This window comes from Gordonia rubripertincta (genome assembly GCF_038024875.1).
Classification (GTDB): Bacteria; Actinomycetota; Actinomycetes; order Mycobacteriales; family Mycobacteriaceae; genus Gordonia; species Gordonia rubripertincta.
This window is the reverse complement of sequence record NZ_CP136136.1, coordinates 48778-74420: the sequence shown is the minus strand read 5'-3', so window position 1 is coordinate 74420 and position 25643 is coordinate 48778. Positions and strand designations below refer to the sequence as shown.

Genomic DNA, 25643 nt, shown 5'->3' with positions numbered 1-25643 from the left:
GCATACGGGTGATATTTCGGGCAGCCGGAAGTGGGCCGGTCGCGATCCACGCCGAGAACGAATCTGCAATCGCGACCGGCCCCCGTCGCCGCTGCAGCGACGACGTCCCCGCCGGGGTCTTGGAGGAGGGCGGACTAGTAGATGTTGGAGGGCCGCACCATCCCCTCGGCGAGATCACCGAAGCCCGGGGCCTCGATCGCGCCCGGATGCGTGAACACCTCCTCGACGACCGCGGTCTCGGTGGTGATCAGCAGTGCGGCGATCGACGCGGCGCTCTCCAGCGCGGCCTTGGTGACCTTGGCCGGGTCGATGACGCCTTCGTCGAACATGTCGCCGTAATTGCCGGTCATCGCGTTGAATCCGTGGCCGAGGGGCAGTCCGCTCACGACCTTGACCACCTCCTCGCCGTCGAAGCCGGCGTTGGTGGCGATCCAGAACAACGGTTCGGCCATCGACCGGCGGACGACGCCGATGCCGGCGCCCTCGTCACCGCCCACATCGCCCAGCGACTCGAGGGCCCGATGTGCCTGTGCCAGCGCGGTTCCGCCACCGGAGACGATGCCGTCCTCGACCGCCGCCCGCGTCGCGGCCAGGGCGTCCTCGACGCGGAGCATGCGTTCCTTCAGTTCGACGCTGGTCACGCCACCGACTCGGATGACCGCGACCCGGCCGGTGAGGCGCGCGATCCGTAGCTCCAGGCTGTCCCGGTCGGCGTCGATCCGCGCACGTGCGTGCTGCGCCTCGAGTTGCGCGACACGAGCGTCGACGAGGGTCTGGTCGCCCCGCGCACCGACGATCGTGGTCGAGTCCTCGGTGACGGTGATCCGGTCGCACTGTCCGAGGTGTTCGAGGGAGACCTCGTGCAGCTCGAGGCCGGTGTCCTTGGCGATCACGTGACCACCGAGCGCGACGGCGAGATCCTCGAGTTCGGCGACGCGGCGATGACCGAAACCGGGTGCCCGGACGACCACCGACTGCATCGTCTTGTGCATGTTGCCGCCGACGAGCAGTTGCAGGGCGGGACCGTCGACGTCCTCGGCGAGCACGACCAGCGGACGGTCGGCGCGTTTGGCCGCCTCGATGCTCGGCATGATCTCCTGCACCGAGGTGATCTTCTTGTTCGTCAGCAAGACCACCGGGTTGTCCAGAACCGCTTCCATCCGTTCGGGATTGGTGACCATGTACCCGGAGATGTAACCGTGGTCGAACTCGATGCCGTCGACGACGTCCACCGACAGGCCGAGGGTGTCGCTCTCCTCGGTGGTGATGACGCCGTTGCGGCCGACGTATTCGACCGCGGCGGCGATGGCCGAACCGATGACCTCGTCGTCACTCGCGGCTAGGGTCGCGATGCGTTCGAGATCGCTGCGGCCGCCGAGTGCGACGGACTGTTCCGACAGCGCGTCGATGACTGTGCTGATCGCACGCTCGATACCGCGGCGCACCCGCATCGGGTTGGCGCCCTGCTCGACGGCGCGCAGACCTTCGCGAACCATGGCCTGCGCCAACACGGTTGCGGTGGTGGTGCCGTCACCGACGACCCCGTTGGTCTTCATCGCCACTTCCTTGACCAACTGTGCGCCCATGTTGGCGAACGGATCGCGCAACTGGATCTCGCGGGCGATGGTCACCCCGTCGTTGGTGATGGTCGGTGGGCCGGTGAGCTTCTCGAGGACCGCGTTGCGGCCCTTCGGTCCCAATGTCACCTTGACCGCGTCGGCGAGTGCGTTCACTCCTCGCTCGAGCCGCAGTCGCGCTTCGGCGTTGTAGCGCAACTCCTTGGCCATGGTCGTCCTGCCTTTCTGTGGTGTTCTCGGCTGAATGATCGAAGGGTCAGGGCACGAGGATCGCGCGACCGCGCACGCGGCCGGCGTCGAGATCGTCCAGTGCCTGCTGGAAATCGGCGAGGGCGTAGGTGCTGGTGTGCAGCTTCACCTTTCCCCGGGCGGCGAGGTCCATGAGCTCACCGAGGTCGTTGTAGGAACCGACCAGGTTGCCGATGAAGTTGATCTCGGTGGAGATCACGTCGATGGTGGGGACGTCGATGTTCTCGCCGTAGCCGACCACGAAGAAGCTGCTGGCGCGGCGCAGCATCGCGGTCCCTTCGGCGGTCGCCCCGCCCTCGCCGACGAAGTCGAGCACGGCCTCGGCGCCGTGTCCGCCCGTCAGGTCGAGGACCTGTTGCACATGCGTTCCGTCGGCGACGATGCCGATCTCGGCACCCACCTCCTTGGCGAGCTCCACCGCATCCGGGTTCCGGTCGACGACGACGATCCGCAGGGCAGAGATCGCGGCGAGGACCTGGATGCCGATGTGCCCCAGACCTCCTGCGCCGATGACGACGCAGGTGTCGCCGGGCCGCGTCATCCGTGCGACCTTGGCGGCCGCGTGATAGGCGGTCAGACCGGCGTCGGCGAGTGCGGCCACATCGGCGGGTTCGAGGGAGTCGTCGATCTTCACGACGCTGCGCGCGGTGGTCTTGAGGAACTCCGCGTAACCGCCGTCGGTGTCGATACCCGGGAACCGGCTGTTCTCGCAGTGGACATCGTCGCCGAACCGGCAGGCCCGGCAGAGTCCACATGTGATCAGCGGATGCAGGATCACCTTGTCCCCGACGGCGACATTGGTGACCGCGTCGCCGATGGCCTCCACCCAGCCGGCATTCTCGTGACCGATCGTGTAGGGAAGTGCGACACCGCTCTTCGCCTCCCACTGGCCCTCGAGGATGTGCAGGTCGGTGCGGCAGACACCGGCACCACCGATCCGGACGATGACGTCGTGCGGCCCGGTGATCTCAGGGGCCGGGACCTCGTTGAGTTGCAGTTTGTCGTGGTAGCCGACGACCTGGACTGCGCGCATGGCTTACTCCTGTTCGCTTCGGTGGTGTGCGCGAGCGGTTTCGCGGAGGTTGGTGATGACCGGGCCGCTGGCCCCGTCGCATTCGTCGTCGTCGGCATAGCGGGTGGCGAGCAGACCACGACAGAAATGGCTGTTGCCCTCCATCGAGATGCGCACGGACCGTGCGAATCTCAACCGCATCGGGATCTGGTCGGCCGGCAGCGTGTGCCCCTCCTCGTCGACGACGACGAGGCTGTTGGGGCAGATGCTGAGGCCCAGCTCCAACCGGCGTCGGAGGAGCGCCGCCTTGTGACGACCGCGTGGTACATCCCGCAGCGCCAGCCGATCCACGTCGGCCACGGTGACCCGACCGGCAGCGATCTCGGCGGCCACACATCGTTCCATCGCGGCGGTGTGGGCCTTGCGCTGGAAGGTCAGGCGCAGCTCGTCGAGGCTGTCGAGGGCCTCGACGCCGAAGGTGCCCTTGTATCCGGCACGGGCGTCGAGTCCGGCGTTGATCTTGTCGCTGTCGTGATGATCGTCGAGCAGCACCCGGACCTGCCCGACGCCGTTGACGTCCTCGAGCGCGTCGAGTGCATCCGACCCCATCAGGTAGGCGAAGTTGGGCGAGCAGAACGACGTCGGGAGACGCAGGTGCACGGTCACGCCCACCTCGTCGATCAGGATCGACCGCACGAATCTCAGTTCGGTGATCGGTTGGTCGAGTTCGGGATCGAGGACGGTGTCGAGCGCGGCGAGGACGTCGCGCTCGAGGTCCGTCGCGGCATCGGCGACATAACCGGGGGGAGGTGCGATCGTGGTCATGCCGTCACCACATCCTTCGCGCCGGCGGCCACCTCGACTTCCGGATCGGCGGCGCTGGTCGGGAGCCTGAGTTCCTCCGGCACCTCGATGTGCGGGTAGAGCGCTGCCGCGTTGAGGCCGAGGATCTTCTTCTTCTGTTCGACGGTGATCGGGGCGTATTCGGTCATGTCCTCCGGGATCTGGAAGTCGACGAACCGCTCCACGAGCCACTGCGGCGTCCACAGCGCGTAGTCGCTGGCGAACAGGATCTTGTCCTCGCCGATCCAGTAGAGGAGTTCGCCGATGATCTGCGCGAAGTACCGGGGCCGGGTGTGGATGAACGGGATCGCCACGGCGAGACCGCCGAACACGTTGGACTCCTGGGTGGCGATCCAGCAGAAGTCCTCGAGCCGCGGCAGGCCGACGTGCTCGATGATGAAGTTCAGATCCGTGTAGTCGGTGGCCACCTTGTCGACGTCGGCCACGTCGAAGGCATCCCGGTCGAGGGGCCGGATGGTGGGTCCCTTGTGGATGTGGATGTTCTTGATGCCGAGTTTGATGCACTCCTCGAGGTAGCGGCGTGACCAGGCGTCGTCGAGCTTGTATCCCCGTGAGTCGCCGATCCATTCGGCGGTGTACAGCTTCACGCCCTTGAGGTTCATGTTGTCGGCGTCCTTGCGGAGCTGCTCGAGACCGGCCTCGCCGTGGCGGGGATCGTAGGCGTGGTTGTAGGTGAGCAGCTTCGGGTTGTCCTCGCACAGCTTCAGCGAGTCGTCGACCTGGGCGAAACCGTTGACGTAGAAGTCCTTCAGGATCGTCGCCTGGAAAATCGCGTGATCGGCCGGGCCCTCCTCGAACAGGTCGCGCATCAGCCGGTCGGGACCGTAGTAGGTGTAGGTGTCGTAGTCCCAGACCTCTTCCTCGGGGCTGAGATTGCGGTGGTAATCGTAGAAGCAATCGATGAACTGCTTGCCGTGGATGTTGCGCTGATTGGATTCACGGGCGTCCCAGAGGTGGACGTGTGCGTCGACGATGAAGTACTTGTCGCCATTCTTCTCGTACATCGATGACTCCTTGATCGTTCTCGGTGGAAGCGGGCTGCATCCGATGGGGTTGGCGGGGATCGAGAGTTGCTGTCGGCGGGGTTTTCTGGGGTGCGTCGTGGCCGCCGGGGGTCCTCGCCGGCGGCCACGACGCAGATCGGGGGTGGGGCCTGCGCTCAGCTGGACGCGGTGAGATCGAACCCGATGAACTCGGCGGCGTCCTCGGGGCTCGCGAACAGGAAGGTCCGGTCGTCGAGGTGCACCATTCGCCCGTAGTGGGTGGAGCTGATCTCCTCGAAGACCGATCCGTCGAACTCCTGACCCAGGGCGTCGGTGAGCTCGTCGTAGTCGAACTCGAGCCGGTTGACGCCGTCGACGCGGATCATCGACGGGTACTCGGTGAGTTCGACACCCTCCTTGGCGCCCATGACGTCGGCGACGACGCGGCCGATGGGCGTGTTCATCAGGGTGACGCCGCACATGTTGGAGAACTCGGTCTGTGCGCCGAATTGCATGCTGCTCATTGGTTCAGCTCCTCGGGGATGTCGACTTCGATGGCTCTGAGGACGTCACGGAACTTCTCGGTCGCGGCCTCGAGGCTCGTGGCGAAGGTGACCGACTTGTCCGCCGGCTGCGACCAGATCGGTTGCAGCCCACGCGCAGCGTCGAGGCAGCGCGGCACCCATTCCGACAACCACTCGCCGAACAGTGCCCGGTTCTGCGCGCCGTACTGTTCGTCGCGGGAGAGCATCAGGAACAGGGCCCGGGTGTAGTTCAGGTCGCGGTCGTAGTCGTACTCACCGGTGCCGACGATCGTCGGGGTGATGTAATCGCCGTTGCGCGCCGCGACCTGCATGATCAGCTCGGTCCGGAACAGCGACCCGACGAGCTGCTCGAAGACGATGTTGGTGCAGAACAACAGCTTCGCCCAGTCGCCGATCGCGGTCAGCCGCTCCACGGCCTCCCGGGTCGGCTGCCATTCCGGCGCCGATTGCCAGACCTCCTTGTGCGCCGATCCGTCGAAGGCCTCCTCGGCCTCGGCGAGATCGAGGTTGAACAACGCGAGGTCTTGGGCGAAACGCAGCTTGTGCGCCGCACTGACCGCGACGGCGTTGTTGATCATGTTGGTCGGAGCCGACCGCTGGATCGAGGTGAACACGTGCAGGCCCATGCCGCTCTCGGCGTGCATCCAGGCACCGAGGTTGCGCTCGATGAACTTGAGCCACGAAGGATTCCAGCCGTCGTACACGCGGGCCCGCTTGGCATTCTGCAGACACAGATCGACCTGGTGGACCACCGCCGAGTTGTTGCGGAAGATGGTCTGTTCCCACTCCTCGTTGGGATCGAGGAAGGCGTGCCAGTTGCTCGACTTCGCGGTCGTCCACTCTTGCGGATAACCGCCGGGACCGCTGCCGAAGCCGTAGATCCAGCCCTGGGTCAGGTGGCGTTCCGGGTCGGGCTGCACGTCGACGGTGACGTCCTCGTAGACCGTCGCCCGCTTTTTGGCCGGCTGATAGTAGTTGTACTTGCGGCTCTTGCTGCTCGGGAATTCCTTGGCGCCGGCCTCGGCGTCGGTGAATTCGATGCTCGGGAAACTGCGTTCGCGCTGTGGTGATTTCGGCGCGGTGGGTGCGGACATACCTGTCGTTCCTCCTCGTTCGGCGACGTCTAGTCGAAAGCCGGGCTGGTGAACTTGTCGTAGAAGGTCTGGTCCCGGGGGACCGAATGCTGGTCGGCGAGAGCGAGAGCTGCATCGACCATGGGCGGGGGGCCGCAGAAATACACCTCCGTTCGGGCGAGGTCGGATTCGCGAGAGTTGACGATGTCGGTGACGTTTCCCTCAGCGACCTCGAGGCCGTCCGGGGCGCCGTCGGCCGACTCGGACAGGCAGGCGACGAACCTGAAGTCGGCGATCTTCTCCCCGAGTGAGGCGATCTCGTCGAGATAGAACAGATCCGCCGCGGTCCGGGCGCCGTAGTAGAAGCGCACCGGCCTGTTCAGACCGGTCTCGCTGATGTGGCGCAGCAGCGAGAGGAGCGGGGCCATACCGGCCCCGCCGCCGATGCAGACGACCGGCAGCACATGGCCGTTGCGCAGGGTGCACGACCCGTACGGCCCGTTGATCATGATCTCGTCGCCGGGGGAGAGCCCGTCGGAGAGGAGACCGGCGAAGAGGCCACCCGGGTACTTCTTGATCAGGAACTCCAGCTTGTCCGGAGTGGCCTGGGTGGTCGCGATCGAGAACGAACGCTTCTCCTCGGTACCGGGTACCGAGAGATCCACGTACTGACCGGGTTTGAACTCGAAGGTTTCCGGTTCGACGACGTCGAGACGGAGCGACACGATGTCGGCCGTCACCGGTTCGATGGCGGCGACCCGGGTGCGCACGTCCTGGATCGGTGCGCCGCCGAGGAGTTCGTCCTCGTCGAAGTTGAGGAGCTCGATCTCGCAGTCGCTGTAGGCGTAGGACCGGCACAGCAGCACATAGCCCTCGGCCTCCTCCGCCTCGTTGCAGGCGAAGGTGGAGTAGTTGTCCATCTGGACGTCTCCGTCGAGCATGTACGACTTGCAGGCCGAACAGCGGCCCTCGCGGCATCCGTGCATCAGGTGGATGCCCTGCCGGAACGCGGCGTCGAGGATCGATTCGTCCTCGGTCACCTCCATCTCGATGTCGACCGGGGCGAAGTTGATGTGATGTGTGTCGGCCACTGGAACTCCTGTGTCTGGATGAGGGGATGCTGCGCTCCTCAGGGAGCTGGGGGAGGCGACGGCTTGCGGTCGTCACCGCTCCCTGAGGAGCGAGCTCGCGAGCGTCCCCTGCTCCCTGAGCAGCGAGCTTGAGAGCAAACTCGAAGGGGCGCCCGCCTGCGTGCCGTCAGGCCGGCACGGCCCCGTTGGGATTGGCGCGATAAGCCGCGATGTGCGCGTCCCGCTCGGCGTCGGACATCTCGTTGAGCAGCACGTTGGGACTGTTGAAGACGTTGCCGCGGACGTCGTCGAGCGTCCACATCTTCTTCGGGTCCAGATTCAGATGCGGCTGCGGGATGAGGGTCTTGCCGTCGTCGCGGACGTAACCCAGATCCTCGATGATGTCGGCGAGGTCCTTGCCGTGATGCAGGGTCTCCCATTCGCGGAACCCGGTGAGCCTTCCCATGTTCGGGGTGTCCCGGCCGTCGTAGTGGTCGCGGAAGGCGACCGCGTCGGTCCAGTGACAGGTCTCCGAGCAGTAGGTGCGCCACTGATCGTCGACCTTGTCCACGACCATGTCCTCACGGACGAGGCACGGCACCATACAGGTCCAGCAGCGGTGCGGGTACTCGTAATCGACGTCCTCGAAGGCGATCGGCTTGTTGCGGCCCGGGTAGGCGAGGCGGTTGTAGTTCTCCCACCACTTGCCGAACTTGTTGTACCAACCGGGGTACTTCTCCTCGAACCACTCGAAGTCCTTGTCGGTCATGGCGTCGATGCGCCAGTAGTTGACCGGCCAGCCGGTGGCGAAGAAGCGTGCCACCTCGTGGACGTAGTGCTTGTTGGTGATCCGGTTCCAGGCTTCCTCGACCAGATCGTGCGGGATGGTGAGCCCGTACTTCTCCAGCGGCAGAAGGTAACTGCGGTAATAGTCGTCGTAGATCCACCGGCGCCACATCTCCGCGTAGCTTTCCCGGTCCTTGCGCCGGTCCTTGGTGCCGTACTCGATGAAGGTGCCGATCGCGGCGTCGACGACGCAGTGGTTGTTCCACCACGCGTACCGCAGATCACGTTCCAGCAGAGGACGATTGCGCTCGTCGGCGAGCGCCATCAGCAGAATCGAGTAGCCGTTCGAGATGTGCCGCGACTCGTCGGACTGCACCGAGTGGAAGACGGTGGGGAGCAGGTAGTCGCCGTTGGCGGCGGCTTCGTCGGGCATCGCGACGAATAGCGTGTTGGTGAAGGCCGTTTCGGCGACGACGGTCAGGTAGATGTTGGCCGCCGTGATGGCGTCGCCGGTGATGAACCCCTCGCCGAACTGTCGGCCGATGGTGCCGGCGTAGTTGTTGGCGAACGCCTTCTCGGTGATGTCGAAGCCGGCCGGGTCGATGTAGTTGTTCATGTACAGCTTCTTGAGGTTCATCTGGATCGTCGAATGACGGACCTCGTCGATCATCTGCACGGCCAGCCCGTTGTGGATCTCCGGGTTGGGCACCGCGTCGATGGCCATCGGCATCGCGCGGGCCGCCGAGATCTCGGGGAACGGGATGATCGACAGGAACAGCTTCTGCCACTCCAGCCACCGTTCCTGGACCTGGCGGAACATGTTGCCGCGGATGGCGCCGTCCATGGCGCCGTACACGCGGTTGTCCTTCTCCTCCTCCATCGGGAAGTACGACCGCATGATCTGCTTCAGCGGGTCCTTCTTGGGGGCCTTCTCGAAGGTGTAGTCGGTTCCGAATCGAGTGGCCGGGGTCGCGAAGGTGGGCTCCCAGGACAACTCGGTGATCTTCGCATGGGCTTTCGTCAAGCTCTGCCTGCTCAAAGTGCGCCTCCTCTTAGAGGGAGCCGGCGGGTGTGCCGGCCCGCATGGACTGGAGCGACTTCGATACAACCGTGTGATGCAGGTAACAAACGTCTCACTGTGAGACGACTGACCGAATCGCCGGTCTGCGGACGACGAAAGGAGGGCCCGCGATGCGGACCCTCCGGGGAATGTGCAGGTGAGACCGGTTACTCGGCCGACGCGTAGGAGCCGGACGGTGTGAGGGGATCGTTGAGACGCTGCGCGTACTGGTCGAAGTACACCCGGGCGATCAGTTCGCGGCGGCTCCGGACCCCGGCCTTGTCGAAGATCGACTTCAGGTGATCCTGCACCGTGTACGCGGACACGTGCAGGGCAGCGGCGATGTCTTTGGTGGCGACGTTCTGCAACACCATCTGGGTCACGTCGCGCTCGCGTGCGGTGAGCCCGAAGGCCTCGACGACCAGGGGGATGATCTCCGGCGGGCGCGCCTCCTCGATCGTGACGACGACCTCGCCGGGCCGTCCGTCCACCGAGGACAACGGAGATGCGTTGATGACGAGCCACATGCCCGACCGGCCGCGGACCCGCAGGCGCGGCGGTACCTGAGTCTCGCCGGCGCCGTAGCGTCGTGCTGCACCGATCAGGCCGTAGATGGGGTTCGCCGCGGCGGCACTGTTCGGGCCCGCCGCGAGGTCGTCGATGCGCTCCTGGCTGCCGGCGCTCATCTGCACGATCTCGTTGTTGCGGTCGATGATCAGGACGGCGGGCCCGCAGTTGATCGAGGGCCGCTGTTCGGCGACGACCGTGCTGAGCAGGCCGATCCGTACCCCGTGGGCGAGGGTCTGGGACAGCGAACCGAGGAAGTCGATCTCGTCCTCGGTGAACGGGCGGCAGCCCGCCCCGCTGCGGAACATCGCGATCCCGGCCCACACCCGGTCCCCGTCGCGCAGCACGACGCGCGCCTCGTCGTGGAAGCAGTACTCCGGGATCATGAGCTGCGTCATGCGTTCGGACTGCTGGGTCCGACCCCGGGTCAGGAGATTGAGACCGACGGCATCGCGCTTCTGCGCCACCAGTTCTCGGTAACTGGACGGTTCGACCTGGCCGTACTCGAGGAGACCCCAATCCGGGTCTTTGTGATCCTGCCCGAGCAGGTCCCCGTATTTGCGCGCCGATGTCAGCATGATGGTGTTGGGATCGAAGGTGCCGATGCAGGCGGCATCGATGGGTACCGCACGACGTAACGAATCCACGGTTTCCGCGAAGAAGTCGTCGAGGCCGAGACCGGCGTGCGCCACGACTTCGATGTCGCGGCGCACGCGCTCGGCGGTCAGGCTCGATGTCATCTGGCAATGATGTTCCTGAGCTGCATCGATGTCTATCCCACAAAGCTGGGATCATCCACCCGGAGGACCCCGGTCGGGTCGTGACGGCGGCGGATCGTCTCGAGGCGCACCCGCTGGTCGGGTGTCCAGAGCTGCTCACGTTCGGCGGCGTCGAGTCCGCAGAAGTTCAGCAGTGCACCGGCCGACCACGGCGCGACGGCCCGGGTGACCGCGGTCAGATGTGCGCCGACCTGGTCGCCGAGGGGACCGGCGGGCACTCCGATCGCGATCACGTTGAAGGCGCCGTGGCGACCGGCGATCGCGTTGGGTACGCGCTGCGGCTGCGTCAGCGCACCGCCCATCAGGCGGACCTCGACGATGGCCAGGGGGCTCGCGACGTGCGGCCCGGCGACCTCGAGAAGGGCGTCGACGGCCGACGCCGGGAACTCGCGCAGGACGCTGCCGCGCTCGGCGGAGGGCATCGGGCCGGGCGGGTCCATGTGCACGGCGTCGAGAGCAGCGGTCGGCAGCACGTCGATGTTCTCGAGCAGGATGGGGCCCGCCGAGCGCATGGGGGCGAGAAGCGCTGCCGCGGTGACCGGGTCGCCGGTGTGGGTGTAGCGGACATGCACCGCGAGCTGCCCCTGCAACGGGGCCGGCAGGTTGGGGTCCGGCGGGAGGCGCAGTATCGCGACCGAGGTGCCGGCCTCCTCCGGCAGCGTCGGCGCCCATTCACGCCAGGCGTGGAGAACGTCGGCCGCCGCCGAGCCGGCGAAGAAGATGCCGCCGCCGTAGACGGTGGGGAGCTCGAAGAGGTCGAACTCGATGGCGGTGACGATGCCGAAGCCATCGCGTCCGCCGAGGATCGCCCAGTACAGATCAGAACCGGCCGAGGGGTCGACCGTGCGGACGATCCCGTCCGCGGTCACCAGTTCGATCGACCGGACATGATCTGCGGCCCAACCGAATCGGCGTCCGAGCGGACTGAGGCCGCCGCCCAGGTGGTAGCCGACCACGCCGACCGACGACGACGAGCCGGCCAGCCCGGTCAGTCCGTGAGGAGCGGTGGCCGCGGCGAGGTCACGCCAGCGGACGCCGGCACCGACGCGGGCGGTCCTGGTGACCGGGTCGACGACGATGTCGGTCATTCGCGAGGTGGTGACGACGACCGTGCCGCGCCCCTCGATCGGGGCCCCGTGTCCGGTGGCCCGGGCGCCGACCCGCAGTCCGTTGGCCCGCGCGTATCGCACTGCGGCGGCGACGTCTTCGGCGCCGGTCGCGCCGACGACGACCTGGGCGGCCGGGATGGCGACCAGGTTGAACCCGGTCAGTTCGGCGGTGTAACCGTCGTCGGTCGGAGTCAGGACGGGACCTGCGACGGCGGTGACGAGGGCGTCGAGGTCGGTGAAGTCGATCGGTTCGGAGGTGATGGACACGGTGGGGTTCCTTCGCGGTTCGGTGATCGGAGCGGATGGTGGAGCGGGGTCGGGTGCGGTGTTCCGCACCGCGGGTCCCGATGTGTTCATGGCACTCAGAGTCGCTGAGCACCTTTTGTTCCCGCCATCCCTCGAACGCCGGAAATGTCGCGGCGGAACCTCTGGAACCGATGTGCCCCCAGATTTCTGGGAGTCGGCCGGGCCGGTGGGAAGGGCGACGTCGTCGAACGCGAAGGCGTGGATCGGCTGCGGGCCGGCGGTAGGTGTCGTCGACGAGGAAGTGCCCGAAACCCGCTGTGTGGGTGAGGAGTTGGTGGATCGAGGCCCGGGAGTCAGGCGGGCGTAGCGGTGGTCATCGCAGGTCGGCGTCAGCGGTCCGGGGCCCGGCCGCCTCGCGGTACGCGGTTCGACGTCGGTCGCGGGTCACGCGGGGTTTCCGGCCCCCACGAACGCGCCGAGCCGATCGATCGCGAGAGTCAGGTCCTCGGTCGACGCCGCGTAGGACAGCCGGACGAAGCGATCGGCGCCGGCGAACCCGAAGTCCTTGCCCGGGGTGAGGGCGACGCGCGCCTCGCGGAGGGCCCGATCGCAGAACTCCGCCGAGCTCAGTCCGGTCGAACTCACGTCGATGTAGACGTAGAACGCCCCGTCGGGGACGACCGGTACGTCGAGCCCGATGCGCGCGAGCCCGTCGATGACGAGGTGCCGGCGACGTGCGAACTCGCGCCGGTTGTCCTCGGCGACCGCCAGGGACTCCGGGGTGAAGCAGGCCCGCGCGGCGTACTGGGACGGGGTGGGCGGACAGACGTAGAAGTTCTGCGCGAGGCGTTCGATGACCCCGACCAGCTCGTCGGGCACGATGCACCAGCCCAGGCGCCAGCCGGTCATGCCGAAGTACTTGGAGAAGCTGTTGATCACGACTGTCTCGGCCGTTCCCGGGGTGTCGGTCGCGAGGATGCTTCGCGGCGCGTGCCCGTCCGGACCGGGGTCGGAGAGACCGAGGTAGATCTCGTCGACGATGGACCAGCCGCCGCGCGCGGCGACGAGATCGGTCATCGCGACCAGCTCGTCGTAGGGCATCGAGGTACCGGTGGGATTCGACGGGGTGGCGACGATGACACCGCGGGTGGTGTCGGTCCAGGACCGCTCGACGTCGTCGGTCGTCAACTGGAAGCGCGATTCCGCGGTGGTCTCGATCAGGTCGACCCGAGCACCGAAGGCGTGGGCGAACTGGCGGTTGCACGGGTACGAGGGATCCCCGATGAGCACCCCGTCGCCGGGATCGATGAGGGCCGCGCACGCCATGAGCAGAGCGGCCGAGGCGCCGGAGGTGACCGCGACCCGTCGAGGGTCGACATGCGCGCCGAAATGGTGCCCGTAGAAGTCCGCGATCGCGGCCCGCAGCTCCGGGAGGCCGAGTGCACCGGTGTACGCGAGCGGCCGGCCGTCACAGGCCTCACGGGCTGCCGCGAGAACCGCGGGCGGCGGTCCGAAGTCGGGTTCGCCGATGTTGAGCTTCACCACGTGGTGGCCCTGCGCCTCCAGCTCGGCCGCGTTCCGCGCGAACTCCATCGCGTAGAACGGGGCGATCCCTTCGGCTCGTCGGGAGATCCTCATGAATCACATTGTGCGCGCCGCCGCGACGCGCCCCGGTGCCCGGGCAGGCAGGATGTGGGGATGCCCATCCCTGACTTCATCCGTGACCTGCGTGCCCAGGTCGGTCATCGCGAGCTCTGGCTGTCGGGTGTCAGCGTGGTCGTCCGCGACGCCGACGGCCGTCTGCTACTCACCCGGCGAGTCGACAACGGACAGTGGGCGGTCGTGTCCGGGGTACTCGAACCCGGTGAGGAGCCTGCACGTGCGGCGCTGCGCGAGGTCGCCGAGGAGACCGCCGTCACCGCCGAGATCGTCCGTCTGACCAGCATCGACGTCACCCCGCTGATCACCTACCCGAACGGGGATCAGACGCGGTACCTCGACGTCTGCTTTCTCGCGCGGTACGTCGATGGCGAACCGCATGCGGCCGACGACGAGAACTCCGACGTCGCCTGGTTCGCGCCCGACGGTTTGCCCGACGACCTCACCGACACCTCGCGCCTGCGGATCGCCAAAGCCCTGAGCGGCAATCCCGAGGCCTGGTTCCAGCGCTAGGGACGGGTCTCAGGGATGTCCCTGAACTTCGCCCCGAAAACCTTCTGACCTGTGGCTTTTCCTGTGGCGTCGGCGCAGACTCGGGGCATGAGCACATCAACGGATTCAGGTACCACGTTCTGGAAGGTCCTCGGGATCATCGCGGTCGTCCTCATCGCGCTCGCGGTGATCGGGCCGCTCCTCGAGGGGCTCTTCTGGATCGCACTCATCGGACTGGCCCTCTACGGCGGGTACATGCTGTTCCGCTCTAAGTCCAAGGACGATCATCCGACGCCGCTGTGACGCCGCGTCGGTGAGCGATCAGAATCTCGGCAGCGGGTAGCAGGCCCACGGGGCGCAGATCTGCTCCGGGATCTCGACGCCGGGGAGCCCGGGGACCGTCGGGCGAGCCGGTGTCGTGGGCGTCTCGGACCGGGGTTCCGGCGCAGCCGGCCCGGCACCGGTCACCGTGACGCGGACCGGTGCCCCCGATGTCGGGGTCATGTCGGTCAGCGGCGGGTTGGTGCCCCAGAACTGTTCGCGGGCCGAGCCCGGCGGCAGGGTGATGGTGGCGCAGCCCCAGTAGATGTCGTAGGTCCCGTTCGGGATCGTCGTGGACCCGGTCGGCTTCGGCGGGCTGCCCGCGGTGACCCGCATCGGCACATCCTTCGACGTACCGGGCGAGATCAGGGCGCCGAGTTCTTCGGGGGTCTGGTAACCGAAAGCCACGGCCGACGCGGCCGGCGGGGTATTCGCCTTCACGCCGAAGATCTCGCAGCCGATGCGTTTGTTCGCTTTGTTGCTGACCTTGAGCGTGATCGTGTTCCCGGACACCGTTGGTGAGACGGTGACATCGGCCGGAGCGGCCGACGCAGGGGGTGTGAGGGCGGTGCCGATCGCTGCCGCCGCGGCGAATGCCATTCCGGCGGCGAACCTTCGGAGACGGTGGGTCATGGGGCTGATGGTCATGACTGTCCTCAACTCGCGGAAGTCGGGCCGCCGCGTTCGGTGGATTGCCGGTGGGCGTGAAACATCGAGAACGCGAACCAGCGCGTTTTCGGTCGTCTCACGAAATGGGCCGGTGGTTTCCGCGCGGTCTCGGCGTGAATGTTCGGCAAATGTCATTCTTACAGATTTCGGAAATGTCGGCAGAACCAGGGTCGATCCGTCTTCCCGCCCACGGGGGCGCCACTTCCCGGCAGGATCGCGAGCTGCAACTCCCGATCCTGCCCGGAAACGGAGAAGTAGTGCCCCATAGAGTGGTGTAACTCGGTGGCCGAGATCGTGTCTGACGCTGTGTTGTTGACCGATGCAAAGCGGCCACCGCGTGATCCTTCGAGTCAACCTTCCACAGAATCCTCGAGGAGTCATCGCGATGACCGCACCCCATATTGTCGACCCTGCCGGCCTACTCGGCCAAGCCCTCGCAGACGCGTCGCCGGATCTGATGCGCGAACTGCTACAGACTATGATCAACGCCCTGCTCTCGGCGGATGCCGACGCCGTGTGCGGTGCCGAATGGAACGCACGATCTTCCGAACGCACCAACCGCCGCAACGGCTACCGTCACCGCCCCCTCGACACCCGGGTCGGCACCGTCGACGTCGCCATTCCGAAGCTACGCTCGGGCAGCTACTTTCCCGAGTGGCTCCTCGAACGTCGCAAGCGGGCCGAGTCAGCGCTGATCACCGTCGTGGCCGACTGCTACCTGGCCGGTGTATCGACCCGCCGGATGGACAAACTGGTCAAGACACTCGGCATCGACTCACTGTCGAAGTCGCAGGTCTCACGCATGGCCGAAGACCTCGACGAGCAGGTCGCCGCATTCCGGCACCGCCGCCTCGACGAAGCCGGACCGTTCACCTTCGTCACCGCCGATGCGTTGACGATCAAAGTTCGTGAGAACAAGCAGGTCGTCAAGGCCGTCGTGCTGCTGGCGACCGGCGTCAATGGCGACGGCCACCGCGAGGTGTTGGGCATGCAGGTGGCCACCAGTGAGACCAAGGCATCGTGGAACACCTTCTTCGCCGACCTGGTGGCCCGCGGCCTGGGCGGGGTGCGCTTGGTGACCTCCGATGCTCATGCCGGGCTCATCGAGGCGATCGCAGCGAACCTGCCCGGCGCGGTATGGCAGCGCTGCCGCACCCACTACGCCGCCAACCTCATGGCAGTGTGCCCCAAGTCCATGTGGCCGGCGGTAAAAGCGATGCTGCACAGCGTGTATGACCAGCCCACCGCCACCGCGGTGCACGAGCAGTTCGACCGGCTCCTCGAATACACCGACGGCCGATTGCCCGAGGTCGCCGACCACCTCGGCGACGCCCGCGAGGACCTGCTCGCCTTCACCGGGTTCCCCGACGACGTGTGGCGCCAGATCTGGTCTAACAACCCCACCGAACGGCTCAACCGCGAGATCCGCCGCCGCACCGACGTTGTGGGCATCTTCCCCAACCGCGACGCCATCATCCGCCTCATCGGCGCCGTCCTGGCCGAACAGACCGACGAATGGGCCGAAGGCCGCCGCTACCTCGGACTCGAAGTCCTCAGCCGCTGCCGACTTACCCTGACCACCGACACCCCAACACCGACGGAGGCGACCACCGATCCACTGATGCAACTACCCGCCTGACCCCCGAAGGATCAGAAACGAGTTACACCACTACTCGGGGCTTGACCAACGGAGATTCTGCGTGCGTCTGCGGAAGTCGGATACTCGACGCCGAGTCGCCGATTCGTATATGACAACGCTCCGGAAGGCGTGAGTCGGGTAACCAAGATAACTAGGTCGCCCCGACCCTGACACTGCGCACCGGTCGGCGGATGTTCGAGCAGGCCCTCGACAACGGTCTGGAGACCATCGACGATCCGCCGCAAGAACTCATCGCGCTCGTCGATCATCTCGACAACCCGCCGTCCTGGAGCACCGAGGAACGCGTCGACCGTGGTGCGGTCGTCGCCAACAGCGTGACGCCGGCCGGAAAGGCGTCGCTGATCTTCCTCAACACACTTGTCACGGTGCAGAGCGGCTCGGTCGGCGGTGCGGTCGGAACGATGGGCCGGATGCAACGCGACATGATCAGCCGGTCACTGGAGACCGCCGAATTCTGGCTGCACCTGCCGGCCCCCGGCGCGCTCGACCGGTTCGGCATCGCATTCAAGAACGCGGTCCGGGTGCGCCTCATGCACGCCCAGGCGCGGGTCATGTTGCGCAAGAAGGGAGGCGAGGAATGGGTCGCCGAGAACGGCGTGCCGATCTCGAATGCCGAGATGTCCGGCGGTATCCCGTCGTTCGGCGTCGCCAACCTCATGTACGACATCAACTACGGTCGCCGCTATGACTACCGGGACCTCGAAGATCTCAACATCTTCTGGTCGTACATCGGCCACATCATGGGCATCCGTGAGGCGATGATCCCGCGCACGTTCGGCGAAGCGGTGGAGCTGCTGGACTATGGCTATGCGGTGATGGAGCCGCCGTCGGAGTTCTCCGAGGCGCTCAACGACGTATCCGAGATAATGCTCAACACCCTGATGGACAAGGTGCAGGTCCCGCTGGTCGACGCGCAGGTGAAGTCGGCGATCCATCAGACCCTGCACGGCTTGTACTTCTTCATCGGTGGCACGTTCCTCGGGAAGCGCATCACCGGTACCCCCGAGCCGACCCGGGTCGGACGGTTGGCACCGAAACTCATCACCGCGCAGGCGCGCCTCGCGAATCTGGACCGACGCATCCCTGGCTACTGGAAGCGGGCGGACAAGCGTCGCGCGAACGGCGACACCTATTGGGCCGTCATGCATGACGCCTTCACCGAGCTGGCCGCCGAGCAGGACGGCGGGCGCGGGCCGACCTTCACCCACCACGACAAGCCGGTCGAGAGCTTGGGCAAGGTCGGCTGAGAGTTCCGCGGCGAAGCCGGTCGAGAGTCACTGCGGCGCGCGTCCTACCCGGTTAGTCTGACTCGCGACGCAGGCCCACCGAACAGACCGGGGACACCATGCCGACGGTGATCGCGACGATCAGTCTCAAGGGCGGGGTCGGGAAGACCACGCTCACGGCCGGTCTCGCCGATTTCCTCGCGGGCGCCTTCGGCAAGAAGGTGCTCCTCGTCGATCTCGACGCCCAGACCAACCTCACGACGATGATGATCGGGGAGAAGGGCTGGGAGGCGTGCAACGCCGAGGGGCGCACCGTCGCGACCCTGTTCGCCGACGTACTGGACGGCACCGGCCGGTTCGACCTCGAGAGCACCGTCCAACGTGATGTCTCGTCGATCGACGGGCTCACCGGGATCGATCTGCTCCCGTCGTCGCTCGACCTGATCGACCTGCAGGAGGAGATGAGTGCGCGCCGGGTCGCCGCCGACGACCATCTCGCCGCGGTCGAGGTGCTCAGGCGTGCGCTGGCCCCGATCATGTCCCGCTACGACTACGTCCTCGTCGACTGTCCGCCGAACGTCGGTCCGTTCAGTCTCAACGGATTGTTCATGGCCGGTGGCTATCTCATCCCGACCATCCCGGACGTGTTGTCCACCTATGCGATTCCGCACATCCAGCAGCAGGTCGCCGACTTCGGTGCCGAGATCGGCCGCGCCATCGTCGAATTGGGGTGTCGTCATCACCAAGTACCGGGCATCGTCGTCGCTGCACCGAGACACCGTCCACCGGCTCCGGCGTGACCCGACGATCCAGAACATCCTGCCGGCATACCTCCACGAGGCCAACGCGATCGGCGCGGCCGCCGATCACACGTGGTGGCCGAGCCTGCACGCCAAATACGGTTATCACGGGCACTACGAACAGTTTCGCGATCTCACCCGTGCGGTGATGATCGAGGCCGACGCGAAACTGCAACCGAGCGCCTGAGACCCGCTGTGGTGCCGAAGGTCCCGAGATTCAGGCATTTCTGTGCCAATGCGCAGCTCGCGGGCTAGATTCGACGGGAGTCCGCCGGCCGGCGGCGTTCCAGACTGCCCAGGAGTTCTCATGATGAACAGAGTGCACATCGCTTCAGTCCTCGGCGCGGCGGCGCTGGCCGTCGCCGTAACCGCCTGCGGCTCGGACGACTCCAAGAGTACCGACGCGGAGGCCAAGGTGACCGTCGACGGCCAGGAGGTTGACCTGGCGGACAAGTCCGTCGGCTGCACCGATGCCGCCGGGAAGGTGACGATCGGGATCGGTTCCGGGTCGGGCACCTCGGGCATCGGCGTCGTGTTGTCGTCCGGGGATTCACCGGAGGTCGAGTCGGTCGGGCTCGGTTCGGTGGACGGCGTGACGCTCGGCTACCAGAAGGGTGTGGGTGAGGGCAGTGCCGAGGTCGACAAGGACGGCTCCACCTACAAGATCACCGGCGAGGCGTCGGGCGTCGATCTCGCCAACCCCACCGAGAAGGTGACCAAGTCCTATGAGATCGAGGTGACCTGCCCGTGATCTCGCCGACGCCGCAGGTCAGAAGGTGTCACCGCCGGTGAAGGTCTCGGCGTGACCGTCGCGCCGGTCTCGATGTGCACACAGATCCATGCCCGTAGGTTTGGAGCCGGAATTCCTGGGTACTTTCGGTCTCGTAGCAAATCGCACGATCTGGACGTTTCGGACGATTTACGTACGCACGCAGGATCAACAACCACCTAGGAGGCAGACATGCTGGGAATAGGCATCATTGCGTGGATCATCATCGGTGGTCTGGCCGGCTGGATCGCCAGCAAGATCATGAAGACTGATGCGCAGCAGGGGATCATCCTCAACATCGTCGTCGGTGTCATCGGCGGCCTGCTCGGAGGTTTCCTCCTCAAGATCTTCGGCGTCGACGTCGAAGGTGCCGGATGGATCTTCAGCTTCGTCACCTGTCTGATCGGCGCATGCATCCTGCTGTTCCTGGTCAAGCTCGTGACCGGGCGCGGGCGGACCCGCGTCTGATCGCAGCACCACAGCGAATCCGCCCCGGTTCCCGACGCACCTCGCGTCCGGACCGGGGTGGTGTCGTTCGCGGGTGGGTACGTTGGAAAGAGCACGTCTGTCTTCTGCACCAGTGAGCACGGAAAGTGAGTAACCAGTGACCCGAGTGGCCATCATCGGTGGACACGGCAAGATCGCGCTGCGCCTGGCGAAGATCTTGACCGACCGAGGCGATCAGGTGACCTCGATCATCCGAAACCCGGAACACGCCCAGGACGTCGCCGAGACCGGCGCGGTGCCCGTCGTCGCCGACGTGGAGACCCTCGACACGACGGGGATCGCCACCGCGATCTCCGAACACGACGCCGTGGTCTGGTCGGCGGGCGCCGGTGGGGGCGACCCGGAACGGACCTACGCCGTCGACCGGGACGCCGCGATCCGGTCGATGGACGCCGCGGCGAAGGTCGGGATTCAGCGGTACATCATGGTCTCCTACTTCGGCGCCGGTCCCGATCACGGCGTGCCCGAGGACAATTCGTTCCACGCGTATGCCGAGGCCAAGGCGGCCGCGGACACCTACCTCAAGTCGAGTGACCTCGACTGGACGATCCTCGGACCCAGCAAGCTCACCGACGAGCCGGGGACCGGCAAGATCGCCATCGGTGGGACGCGTGGCGGGGGCGACGCGGTCAGTCGCGACAACGTGGCCGCGGTCGCCGCAGCGGTTCTCGCGCGACCGGAGACGGTGCACAAGGTCATCGAGTTCAACGACGGACCCACGCCGGTTGCCGACGCGGTCGCACAGGTCTGACGCCGTGTCCGCGCGTGCGGACGCCCTGCTGACGCAGCTGCGGGCGGCGGTCGGCGAGGGCAATGTGCTCACCGATCCCGACGCGATCGACGGTTTTCTCGTCGATTGGACCGGTCGGTACCGGGGCGAGGCGGATGCGGTCGTGCGGCCGCGCACCACCGAGGAGGTCTCCCGGGTCGTCGGCGAATGCGCGTCCGTCGGCGCCCGGATCTGCGTGCAGGGCGGCAACACCGGGCTCGTGGGTGGTTCGGTGCCGCCGGCAGGCGACGAGACCGGACAGCCGGTGATCGTGTTGTCGACGGCCCGCATGACCGACATCGACGAGGTCGACCCGGTCGGGCGCTGCGTGGGTGCCCAGGCCGGTGCCACCGTCGAGGCCATCGACGGTCGGGCCGCGGAGGCGGGCCTGGCCTTCCCCGTCGACCTGGCCTCCCGCGACTCGGCCACTGCGGGCGGGGTGGTCTCGACGAATGCCGGCGGGATCCGCATGATCCGACGTGGCAACACGCGTTCCCAGGTCCTCGGGATCGAGGCCGTCCTCGCCGACGGCCGGATCCTGCGCCGGTGGACCTCGCTGGTGAAAGACAATGTGGGATACGACCTCCCGGCACTCCTTGCCGGGAGTGAGGGCACCCTGGCGATCGTCACCCGCGTGCTGTTCAAACTCGTCGTGCCGCCGTCGACGGCGACCGTCGCGGTGGCCGCGGTCGAACACGTCGAGGACGCGATCGAACTGATCGGCGCCGCATCGTCGCGCGGGCTCACCGTCGAGGCCGCCGAACTCATGACCGAGGCCGGCATCGAACTCGTCCACGAACACGGACAGCGCCGGCCGACCGCGACCCCCGGGCCGTTCTACGTCCTGCTCGAGGTGTCCGGCGTCGGCGACATCGAGACGACGATGGCCGAATTGCTCGACAGCACAGGCGGACTCGTCGACGCCGTCCTCGAACCGGCGCCCGCGCGAGCACTCTGGGGGGCGCGCGAGAGTCACACCGAGACGATCGCGCGGTCGAGTACGACGCCGGTCGTGAAACTCGACATCTCCGTACCCATCCGCGCGTTGCCGGAAGCGTTCGCCGAGCTGTCCGCGGTCGGTGCGGCAAGCGGTTTCCCCTGTCGCCCGATCCTTTTCGGCCACGTGGGGGACGGGAACATCCACGTGAACCTGCTCGACGTCCCGGAGGAACGCGCCGGGACCGTCACCGACCGGGTCTTCGGCATCGTCGCCGCCAACGGCGGGTCCATCAGCGCCGAACACGGCATCGGCCGCGCCAAGACCGCCTGGACACACCTGGGCCGGTCCGACGTCGACCTCGACACCATGCGTGCCGTCAAGGCGGCCTTCGACCCGCAGGGGTTGCTGAACCCGGGCGTCATCTTTCCTGACACCGACCACGCCCGCCCTTCGTGACGTCGTCGGCGAGGTCCGGGCGCCTCGGGGGGCACGGGGCGTCGAATCCTGAGACGATGGCGGGGTGGCTGACGTGATCCCCGAGAGGTTGACCGAACTGGCGCATCGTCACGGTGTGGCCACCAGCTATGTGGGCTGGGACGAGGAGACCCACGACGTGAGCGCGGAGACGCTGGTCGCCGTCCTCACCGCGCTCGACGTGCCCGCGGACTCACCCGAGGAGATCGAGGAATCGATCCGCGCGGTCGACGAGCGGCCGTGGCGCGAGTTCGTCCCGGCGGTCACGGTCGTGACCGAGGGCGGCGGCAACACCTTCTGGGTCCATGTCCCGCACGGCAACCTGGTGAAGGTGTGGATCGCCACCGAGGACGGCCGCGACGTCGCGCCGGAACAGCTCGACGTGTGGGTCGACCCGCGGGAGATCGACGGCGCGCTCGTCGGACGGGCGACCTTCGCGATCCCCGACGACCTCGAACCCGGATACCACCAGATCAAGGCACTCGACCTCGACGACTCGACGGCGTCGAGCGCACCGTTGATCGTCACCCCGCGCCGGTTGCACACCGCGGACCGGTTGCTGGGGCGGCAGCGGTGGGGCCTGGCCGTACAGCTGTACTCGATCCGTTCGGCGGACTCCTGGGGCGTCGGCGACTTCGCCGACCTGACCGGCATCTGCGAGGTCGCGGGCAGTGCATACGGCGCAGATTTCGTGCAGGTCAACCCGTTGCACGCGGCGCAACCGTACCCTCCGATCGAGGCCTCGCCGTACCTGCCGGTCACCCGACGCTTCCTCAACCCGATCTACATCCGGGTCACCGACATCCCCGAGCTCGACGGGTTGTCGAAATCCCAGCGCAAGTGGCTGGACAAACTCACCCGCGGGTTCATGGGCGAGAACACCGCCACCGACAAGATCCGGCGCAACAAGTCCTACCGGGCCAAGCTGGAAGCGCTCGAACTGATCTACGGCGTGCCGCTGAGCCCCGCCCGCAAGACCGCCCTGCGCGAGTTCCGGAAGCGTGAGGGCAAGGGCCTCAAACGATTTGCGACCTGGTGCGCACTGGCCGAGCGCTACGACGCCGACGACCCGCGCTGGCAGGACAAGTTCCTCGATCCGACCTACCTCAAGAAGAAGCGCCGGAAACTGGCGCGGCGCATCGACTTCCACATCTGGCTGCAATGGATCTGCGACGAGCAGCTCGCCACCGCGGCACATGCCGCGGAGTCCGCGGGCATGTCGATCGGCGTGATGGCCGACCTCGCCGTGGGCGTCGGCCGGCACAGCGCCGACGCCTGGGCGCTCGGCCATGTGCTCGCCTCCGGTGCGACGGTCGGCGCACCGCCGGACGGGTTCAACCAGCAGGGGCAGGGCTGGGATCAGCCGCCCTGGCATCCGCGTCGTCTGGCGGAGGCCGGCTACGGGCCCTACCGCGACATGATCCGCACCGTGCTGCGTCATGCCGGTGGTGTCCGCGTCGACCACATCCTCGGACTGTTCCGGCTGTGGTGGATTCCCGACGGCATGGGACCGGCCGGCGGCACCTACGTGCACTACGACAGCGAGGCACTGATCGGCATCCTTGCCCTCGAGGCCCAGCGGGCCGATGCAGTGGTCGTCGGCGAGGACCTCGGGGTCTTCGAGCCGACGGTGCAGGACACGTTGCGCGAGCGCGGAATCCTGGGCACGTCGATCCTGTGGTTCGAGCAGGACCGCAAGGCGGCGATCGCGCCGGAACGCTACCGCGAACTGTGCTTGACGTCCGTGACGACCCACGACCTCCCGCCGACGTCGGGTTACCTGGCCGGTGACCACATCGCGCTGCGGGCACGGCTGGGACTGCTCGAGACCGGGGAAGACGCCGAACGGGAACGCAACGAGCGCGAACGCGACGCCGTCCTCGAACTCGCCTACGAACGCGGTCTGCTGTCGCGGGACACCCCGCTGGCGGACCCGGAGGTCGTCGACGCCCTCTACGCCGTCATCGCGCACACGCCGTCGGTGCTGTTGAGCGTCGCACTCGTGGACGCGGTGGGGGAGAGGCGGATTCAGAACCAACCCGGAACGAGTGCCGAGCAGTACCCGAACTGGTGCATCCCGCTCGCCAACGCCGACGGTGAGGTGGTGCTCGTGGAGGATCTCGTGAGCAGCGCGCGCTTCCGGCAGCTGGTGGACGTGCTCAACGAGTACGGGGTCCCGGGCGCCTGACCACAGCGATAGTCAAGACCAGTGCCACCAGCGCGAGCACCGCGACGCCGATGTTGAAGGCGATGCCGGCCGGCCGCAGTCCCCACTGCTGTGCGGCCACACCCTGCCCGACGATGGGCAGGGAGATCGCGACGTAGGCGACCACGAAATAGGTCGAGGTGACCTCGGCGCGTCGGTCGGCCGGGCTGGCCGCGACCACCGACGCGAGTCCTTTGCTGAAAGACATGCCCTGTCCCACACCGCACACCACCGCCCCGGCGAGCAGGGCCGCGGTCGACGCAGCGACCAGGCCGACGATCGACAGGCAGGTGCCGCCGATCAGGACCGCGCAACCGGCGATCAGCGCGGGCTCGGTGGGCATGCGCCGCACCACGATCTGCGTGACCGCCGAGGAGGCGAACAGCACGAAGACGAGGAAACCGGTGAACGCGCGGTCGTCGACGCCGAGGATCTGGGTGACGAACGACGGCATGATTCCGGTGAACGTACCCATCACCGCGAAGCCCGCGAAGGCGGCGATCGACGCACGGACGAACACACCGCGCATGTCGGCCGGTACGGAGAGGCGCTGAACACCGAGACGGGCACCGGGTTTGACGTCGACCGTCTCCTGTAGCCGCCAGATCCCGGCGAACGCGAGTGCCAGGAGGACGAGGTCGAGAAAGAACGGGGTGTGCAGGGGATGGGGGGCATACTCGGCGAGCACACCGGCGATGAGCGGTCCCATCCCGAGTCCGCCGATGTTGGCCGCGGTCGCGACCGCAGGCGCCCGGCTCCGCCACGACGGCGGTGCGAGTTCGATGACCGCGGTCGTCGCGGCGCCCGCGTAGATCCCCGCCGACAACCCGGACAGCACCCGGCCGACCAGCAGCTGCCAGACCGGTCCGGCGGTGAGGAACACGACGGCGCTGGCCACCGAGAGCAGGGCCCCGGCGATGAGCAGCTTGCGCCGCCCGATCACATCCGACCAGCGGCCGAAGCCGATCAGAGCGGCGATGACGCCGGCCGCGTAGACACCGAAGATGACCGTCGTCGTGGCGACACCGAAGCCGAGCTTCTCGCCGTAGAGCGAGTAGAGCGGCGTCGGCAGCGTCGTCCCGAGCATGACGACGGCGAAAGCGTAGACCGCCGCCACGAAGGAGGGGGTGGTCGAACGAGGCGCGGCCGATGCCGAAGCACCTCGGGCGGGAGGGGAGGGAGGGGTGCCGGCGCGATCAGTCATGAGACTGCCACGCTACCGCCGGACCGC

22 protein-coding genes and 1 pseudogene are annotated in these 25643 nt (G+C 66.9%); 10 read left to right on the top strand and 13 right to left on the bottom strand.

Annotation, left to right across the window (positions count from 1 at the left end):
- Positions 1 to 134: 134 nt before the first annotated feature.
- The 11 genes from groL to RVF83_RS00280 all read right to left on the bottom strand — a co-directional run bounded on the left by groL (position 135) and on the right by RVF83_RS00280 (position 13558).
- Positions 135 to 1787, bottom strand: a complete 1653-nt coding sequence (gene groL / locus RVF83_RS00330; protein ID WP_005197482.1) for a chaperonin GroEL — start codon at positions 1785 to 1787, stop codon at positions 135 to 137.
- A 46-nt stretch (positions 1788 to 1833) separates the two neighbouring features.
- Positions 1834 to 2859, bottom strand: a complete 1026-nt coding sequence (locus RVF83_RS00325) for an NAD(P)-dependent alcohol dehydrogenase (protein ID WP_005197481.1) — start codon at positions 2857 to 2859, stop codon at positions 1834 to 1836.
- A gap of 3 nt (positions 2860 to 2862) precedes the next feature.
- Complete coding sequence (locus tag RVF83_RS00320; protein ID WP_005197479.1) at positions 2863 to 3663, bottom strand: iron-sulfur cluster assembly protein; 801 nt, start codon at positions 3661 to 3663, stop codon at positions 2863 to 2865.
- Positions 3660 to 4706, bottom strand: coding sequence for an amidohydrolase family protein (locus tag RVF83_RS00315; RefSeq protein ID WP_005197472.1), 1047 nt, complete (start codon positions 4704 to 4706; stop codon positions 3660 to 3662). The genes RVF83_RS00320 and RVF83_RS00315 overlap by 4 nt, the downstream gene beginning before the upstream one ends.
- A gap of 155 nt (positions 4707 to 4861) precedes the next feature.
- The gene (gene mimD / locus RVF83_RS00310; protein ID WP_005197469.1) at positions 4862 to 5209 is read right to left on the bottom strand and encodes a propane 2-monooxygenase effector subunit MimD; all 348 of its coding nucleotides are present in this window, start codon (positions 5207 to 5209) and stop codon (positions 4862 to 4864) included.
- Positions 5206 to 6324 carry an aromatic/alkene monooxygenase hydroxylase subunit beta gene (locus RVF83_RS00305; RefSeq protein ID WP_005197468.1) on the bottom strand — a complete coding sequence of 373 codons (1119 nt, stop codon included), beginning with the start codon at positions 6322 to 6324 and terminating at the stop codon, positions 5206 to 5208. The genes mimD and RVF83_RS00305 overlap by 4 nt, the downstream gene beginning before the upstream one ends.
- Before the next feature lie 29 nt (positions 6325 to 6353).
- Positions 6354 to 7394: a 2Fe-2S iron-sulfur cluster-binding protein gene (locus RVF83_RS00300; protein WP_005197466.1), complete on the bottom strand. Its 1041-nt coding sequence runs from the start codon at positions 7392 to 7394 to the stop codon at positions 6354 to 6356.
- Between the two features lie 166 nt (positions 7395 to 7560).
- A complete protein-coding gene (locus RVF83_RS00295; protein WP_039880278.1) occupies positions 7561 to 9198 on the bottom strand; it encodes an aromatic/alkene/methane monooxygenase hydroxylase/oxygenase subunit alpha in 1638 nt (545 codons plus the stop codon).
- 188 nt (positions 9199 to 9386) lie between these two features.
- On the bottom strand, positions 9387 to 10526 hold the full coding sequence (locus tag RVF83_RS00290; RefSeq protein WP_005197463.1) for a LuxR C-terminal-related transcriptional regulator: 1140 nt from the start codon (positions 10524 to 10526) through the stop codon (positions 9387 to 9389).
- A gap of 32 nt (positions 10527 to 10558) precedes the next feature.
- Positions 10559 to 11941, bottom strand: a complete 1383-nt coding sequence (locus RVF83_RS00285; RefSeq protein WP_005197462.1) for an FAD-binding oxidoreductase — start codon at positions 11939 to 11941, stop codon at positions 10559 to 10561.
- Positions 11942 to 12364: 423 nt separating this feature from the next.
- Positions 12365 to 13558, bottom strand: a complete 1194-nt coding sequence (locus RVF83_RS00280) for an aminotransferase class I/II-fold pyridoxal phosphate-dependent enzyme (RefSeq protein ID WP_005197459.1) — start codon at positions 13556 to 13558, stop codon at positions 12365 to 12367.
- Positions 13559 to 13618: 60 nt separating this feature from the next.
- Between RVF83_RS00280 and RVF83_RS00275 the strand changes: the two genes are divergently transcribed.
- Together RVF83_RS00275 and RVF83_RS00270 are read left to right on the top strand one after the other, a co-directional pair.
- Positions 13619 to 14092 carry an NUDIX hydrolase gene (locus RVF83_RS00275; RefSeq protein WP_005197457.1) on the top strand — a complete coding sequence of 158 codons (474 nt, stop codon included), beginning with the start codon at positions 13619 to 13621 and terminating at the stop codon, positions 14090 to 14092.
- Between the two features lie 87 nt (positions 14093 to 14179).
- The gene (locus tag RVF83_RS00270; protein WP_005197455.1) at positions 14180 to 14374 is read left to right on the top strand and encodes a hypothetical protein; all 195 of its coding nucleotides are present in this window, start codon (positions 14180 to 14182) and stop codon (positions 14372 to 14374) included.
- An 18-nt stretch (positions 14375 to 14392) separates the two neighbouring features.
- On the opposite strand, the gene RVF83_RS00265 is transcribed toward RVF83_RS00270, so the two are convergent.
- Positions 14393 to 15040 (bottom strand): hypothetical protein, encoded by a 648-nt coding sequence (locus RVF83_RS00265; protein ID WP_005197453.1) that lies wholly within the window; start codon positions 15038 to 15040, stop codon positions 14393 to 14395.
- 406 nt (positions 15041 to 15446) lie between these two features.
- On the opposite strand from RVF83_RS00265, the gene RVF83_RS00260 reads away from it, so the two are divergent.
- The 8 genes and pseudogenes from RVF83_RS00260 to malQ all read left to right on the top strand — a co-directional run bounded on the left by RVF83_RS00260 (position 15447) and on the right by malQ (position 24394).
- Positions 15447 to 16700, top strand: coding sequence for an IS256 family transposase (locus RVF83_RS00260; RefSeq protein ID WP_005199596.1), 1254 nt, complete (start codon positions 15447 to 15449; stop codon positions 16698 to 16700).
- A 191-nt stretch (positions 16701 to 16891) separates the two neighbouring features.
- Positions 16892 to 17968, top strand: coding sequence for an oxygenase MpaB family protein (locus RVF83_RS00255; RefSeq protein WP_005195247.1), 1077 nt, complete (start codon positions 16892 to 16894; stop codon positions 17966 to 17968).
- A 98-nt stretch (positions 17969 to 18066) separates the two neighbouring features.
- Positions 18067 to 18934: pseudogene (locus RVF83_RS00250) on the top strand (ParA family protein).
- A 120-nt stretch (positions 18935 to 19054) separates the two neighbouring features.
- Positions 19055 to 19498, top strand: coding sequence for a lipoprotein LpqH (locus RVF83_RS00245; RefSeq protein WP_005195243.1), 444 nt, complete (start codon positions 19055 to 19057; stop codon positions 19496 to 19498).
- 210 nt (positions 19499 to 19708) lie between these two features.
- Positions 19709 to 19984 carry a GlsB/YeaQ/YmgE family stress response membrane protein gene (locus tag RVF83_RS00240; protein WP_005195242.1) on the top strand — a complete coding sequence of 92 codons (276 nt, stop codon included), beginning with the start codon at positions 19709 to 19711 and terminating at the stop codon, positions 19982 to 19984.
- 136 nt (positions 19985 to 20120) lie between these two features.
- On the top strand, positions 20121 to 20774 hold the full coding sequence (locus RVF83_RS00235) for an SDR family oxidoreductase (RefSeq protein WP_005195241.1): 654 nt from the start codon (positions 20121 to 20123) through the stop codon (positions 20772 to 20774).
- Between the two features lie 4 nt (positions 20775 to 20778).
- Positions 20779 to 22188 (top strand): FAD-binding oxidoreductase, encoded by a 1410-nt coding sequence (locus tag RVF83_RS00230; protein ID WP_005195240.1) that lies wholly within the window; start codon positions 20779 to 20781, stop codon positions 22186 to 22188.
- A gap of 64 nt (positions 22189 to 22252) precedes the next feature.
- The gene (gene malQ / locus RVF83_RS00225) at positions 22253 to 24394 is read left to right on the top strand and encodes a 4-alpha-glucanotransferase (protein WP_005195239.1); all 2142 of its coding nucleotides are present in this window, start codon (positions 22253 to 22255) and stop codon (positions 24392 to 24394) included.
- On the opposite strand, the gene RVF83_RS00220 is transcribed toward malQ, so the two are convergent.
- On the bottom strand, positions 24366 to 25616 hold the full coding sequence (locus RVF83_RS00220) for an MFS transporter (protein ID WP_039879986.1): 1251 nt from the start codon (positions 25614 to 25616) through the stop codon (positions 24366 to 24368). The genes malQ and RVF83_RS00220 overlap by 29 nt on opposite strands.
- Positions 25617 to 25643 lie beyond the last annotated feature (27 nt).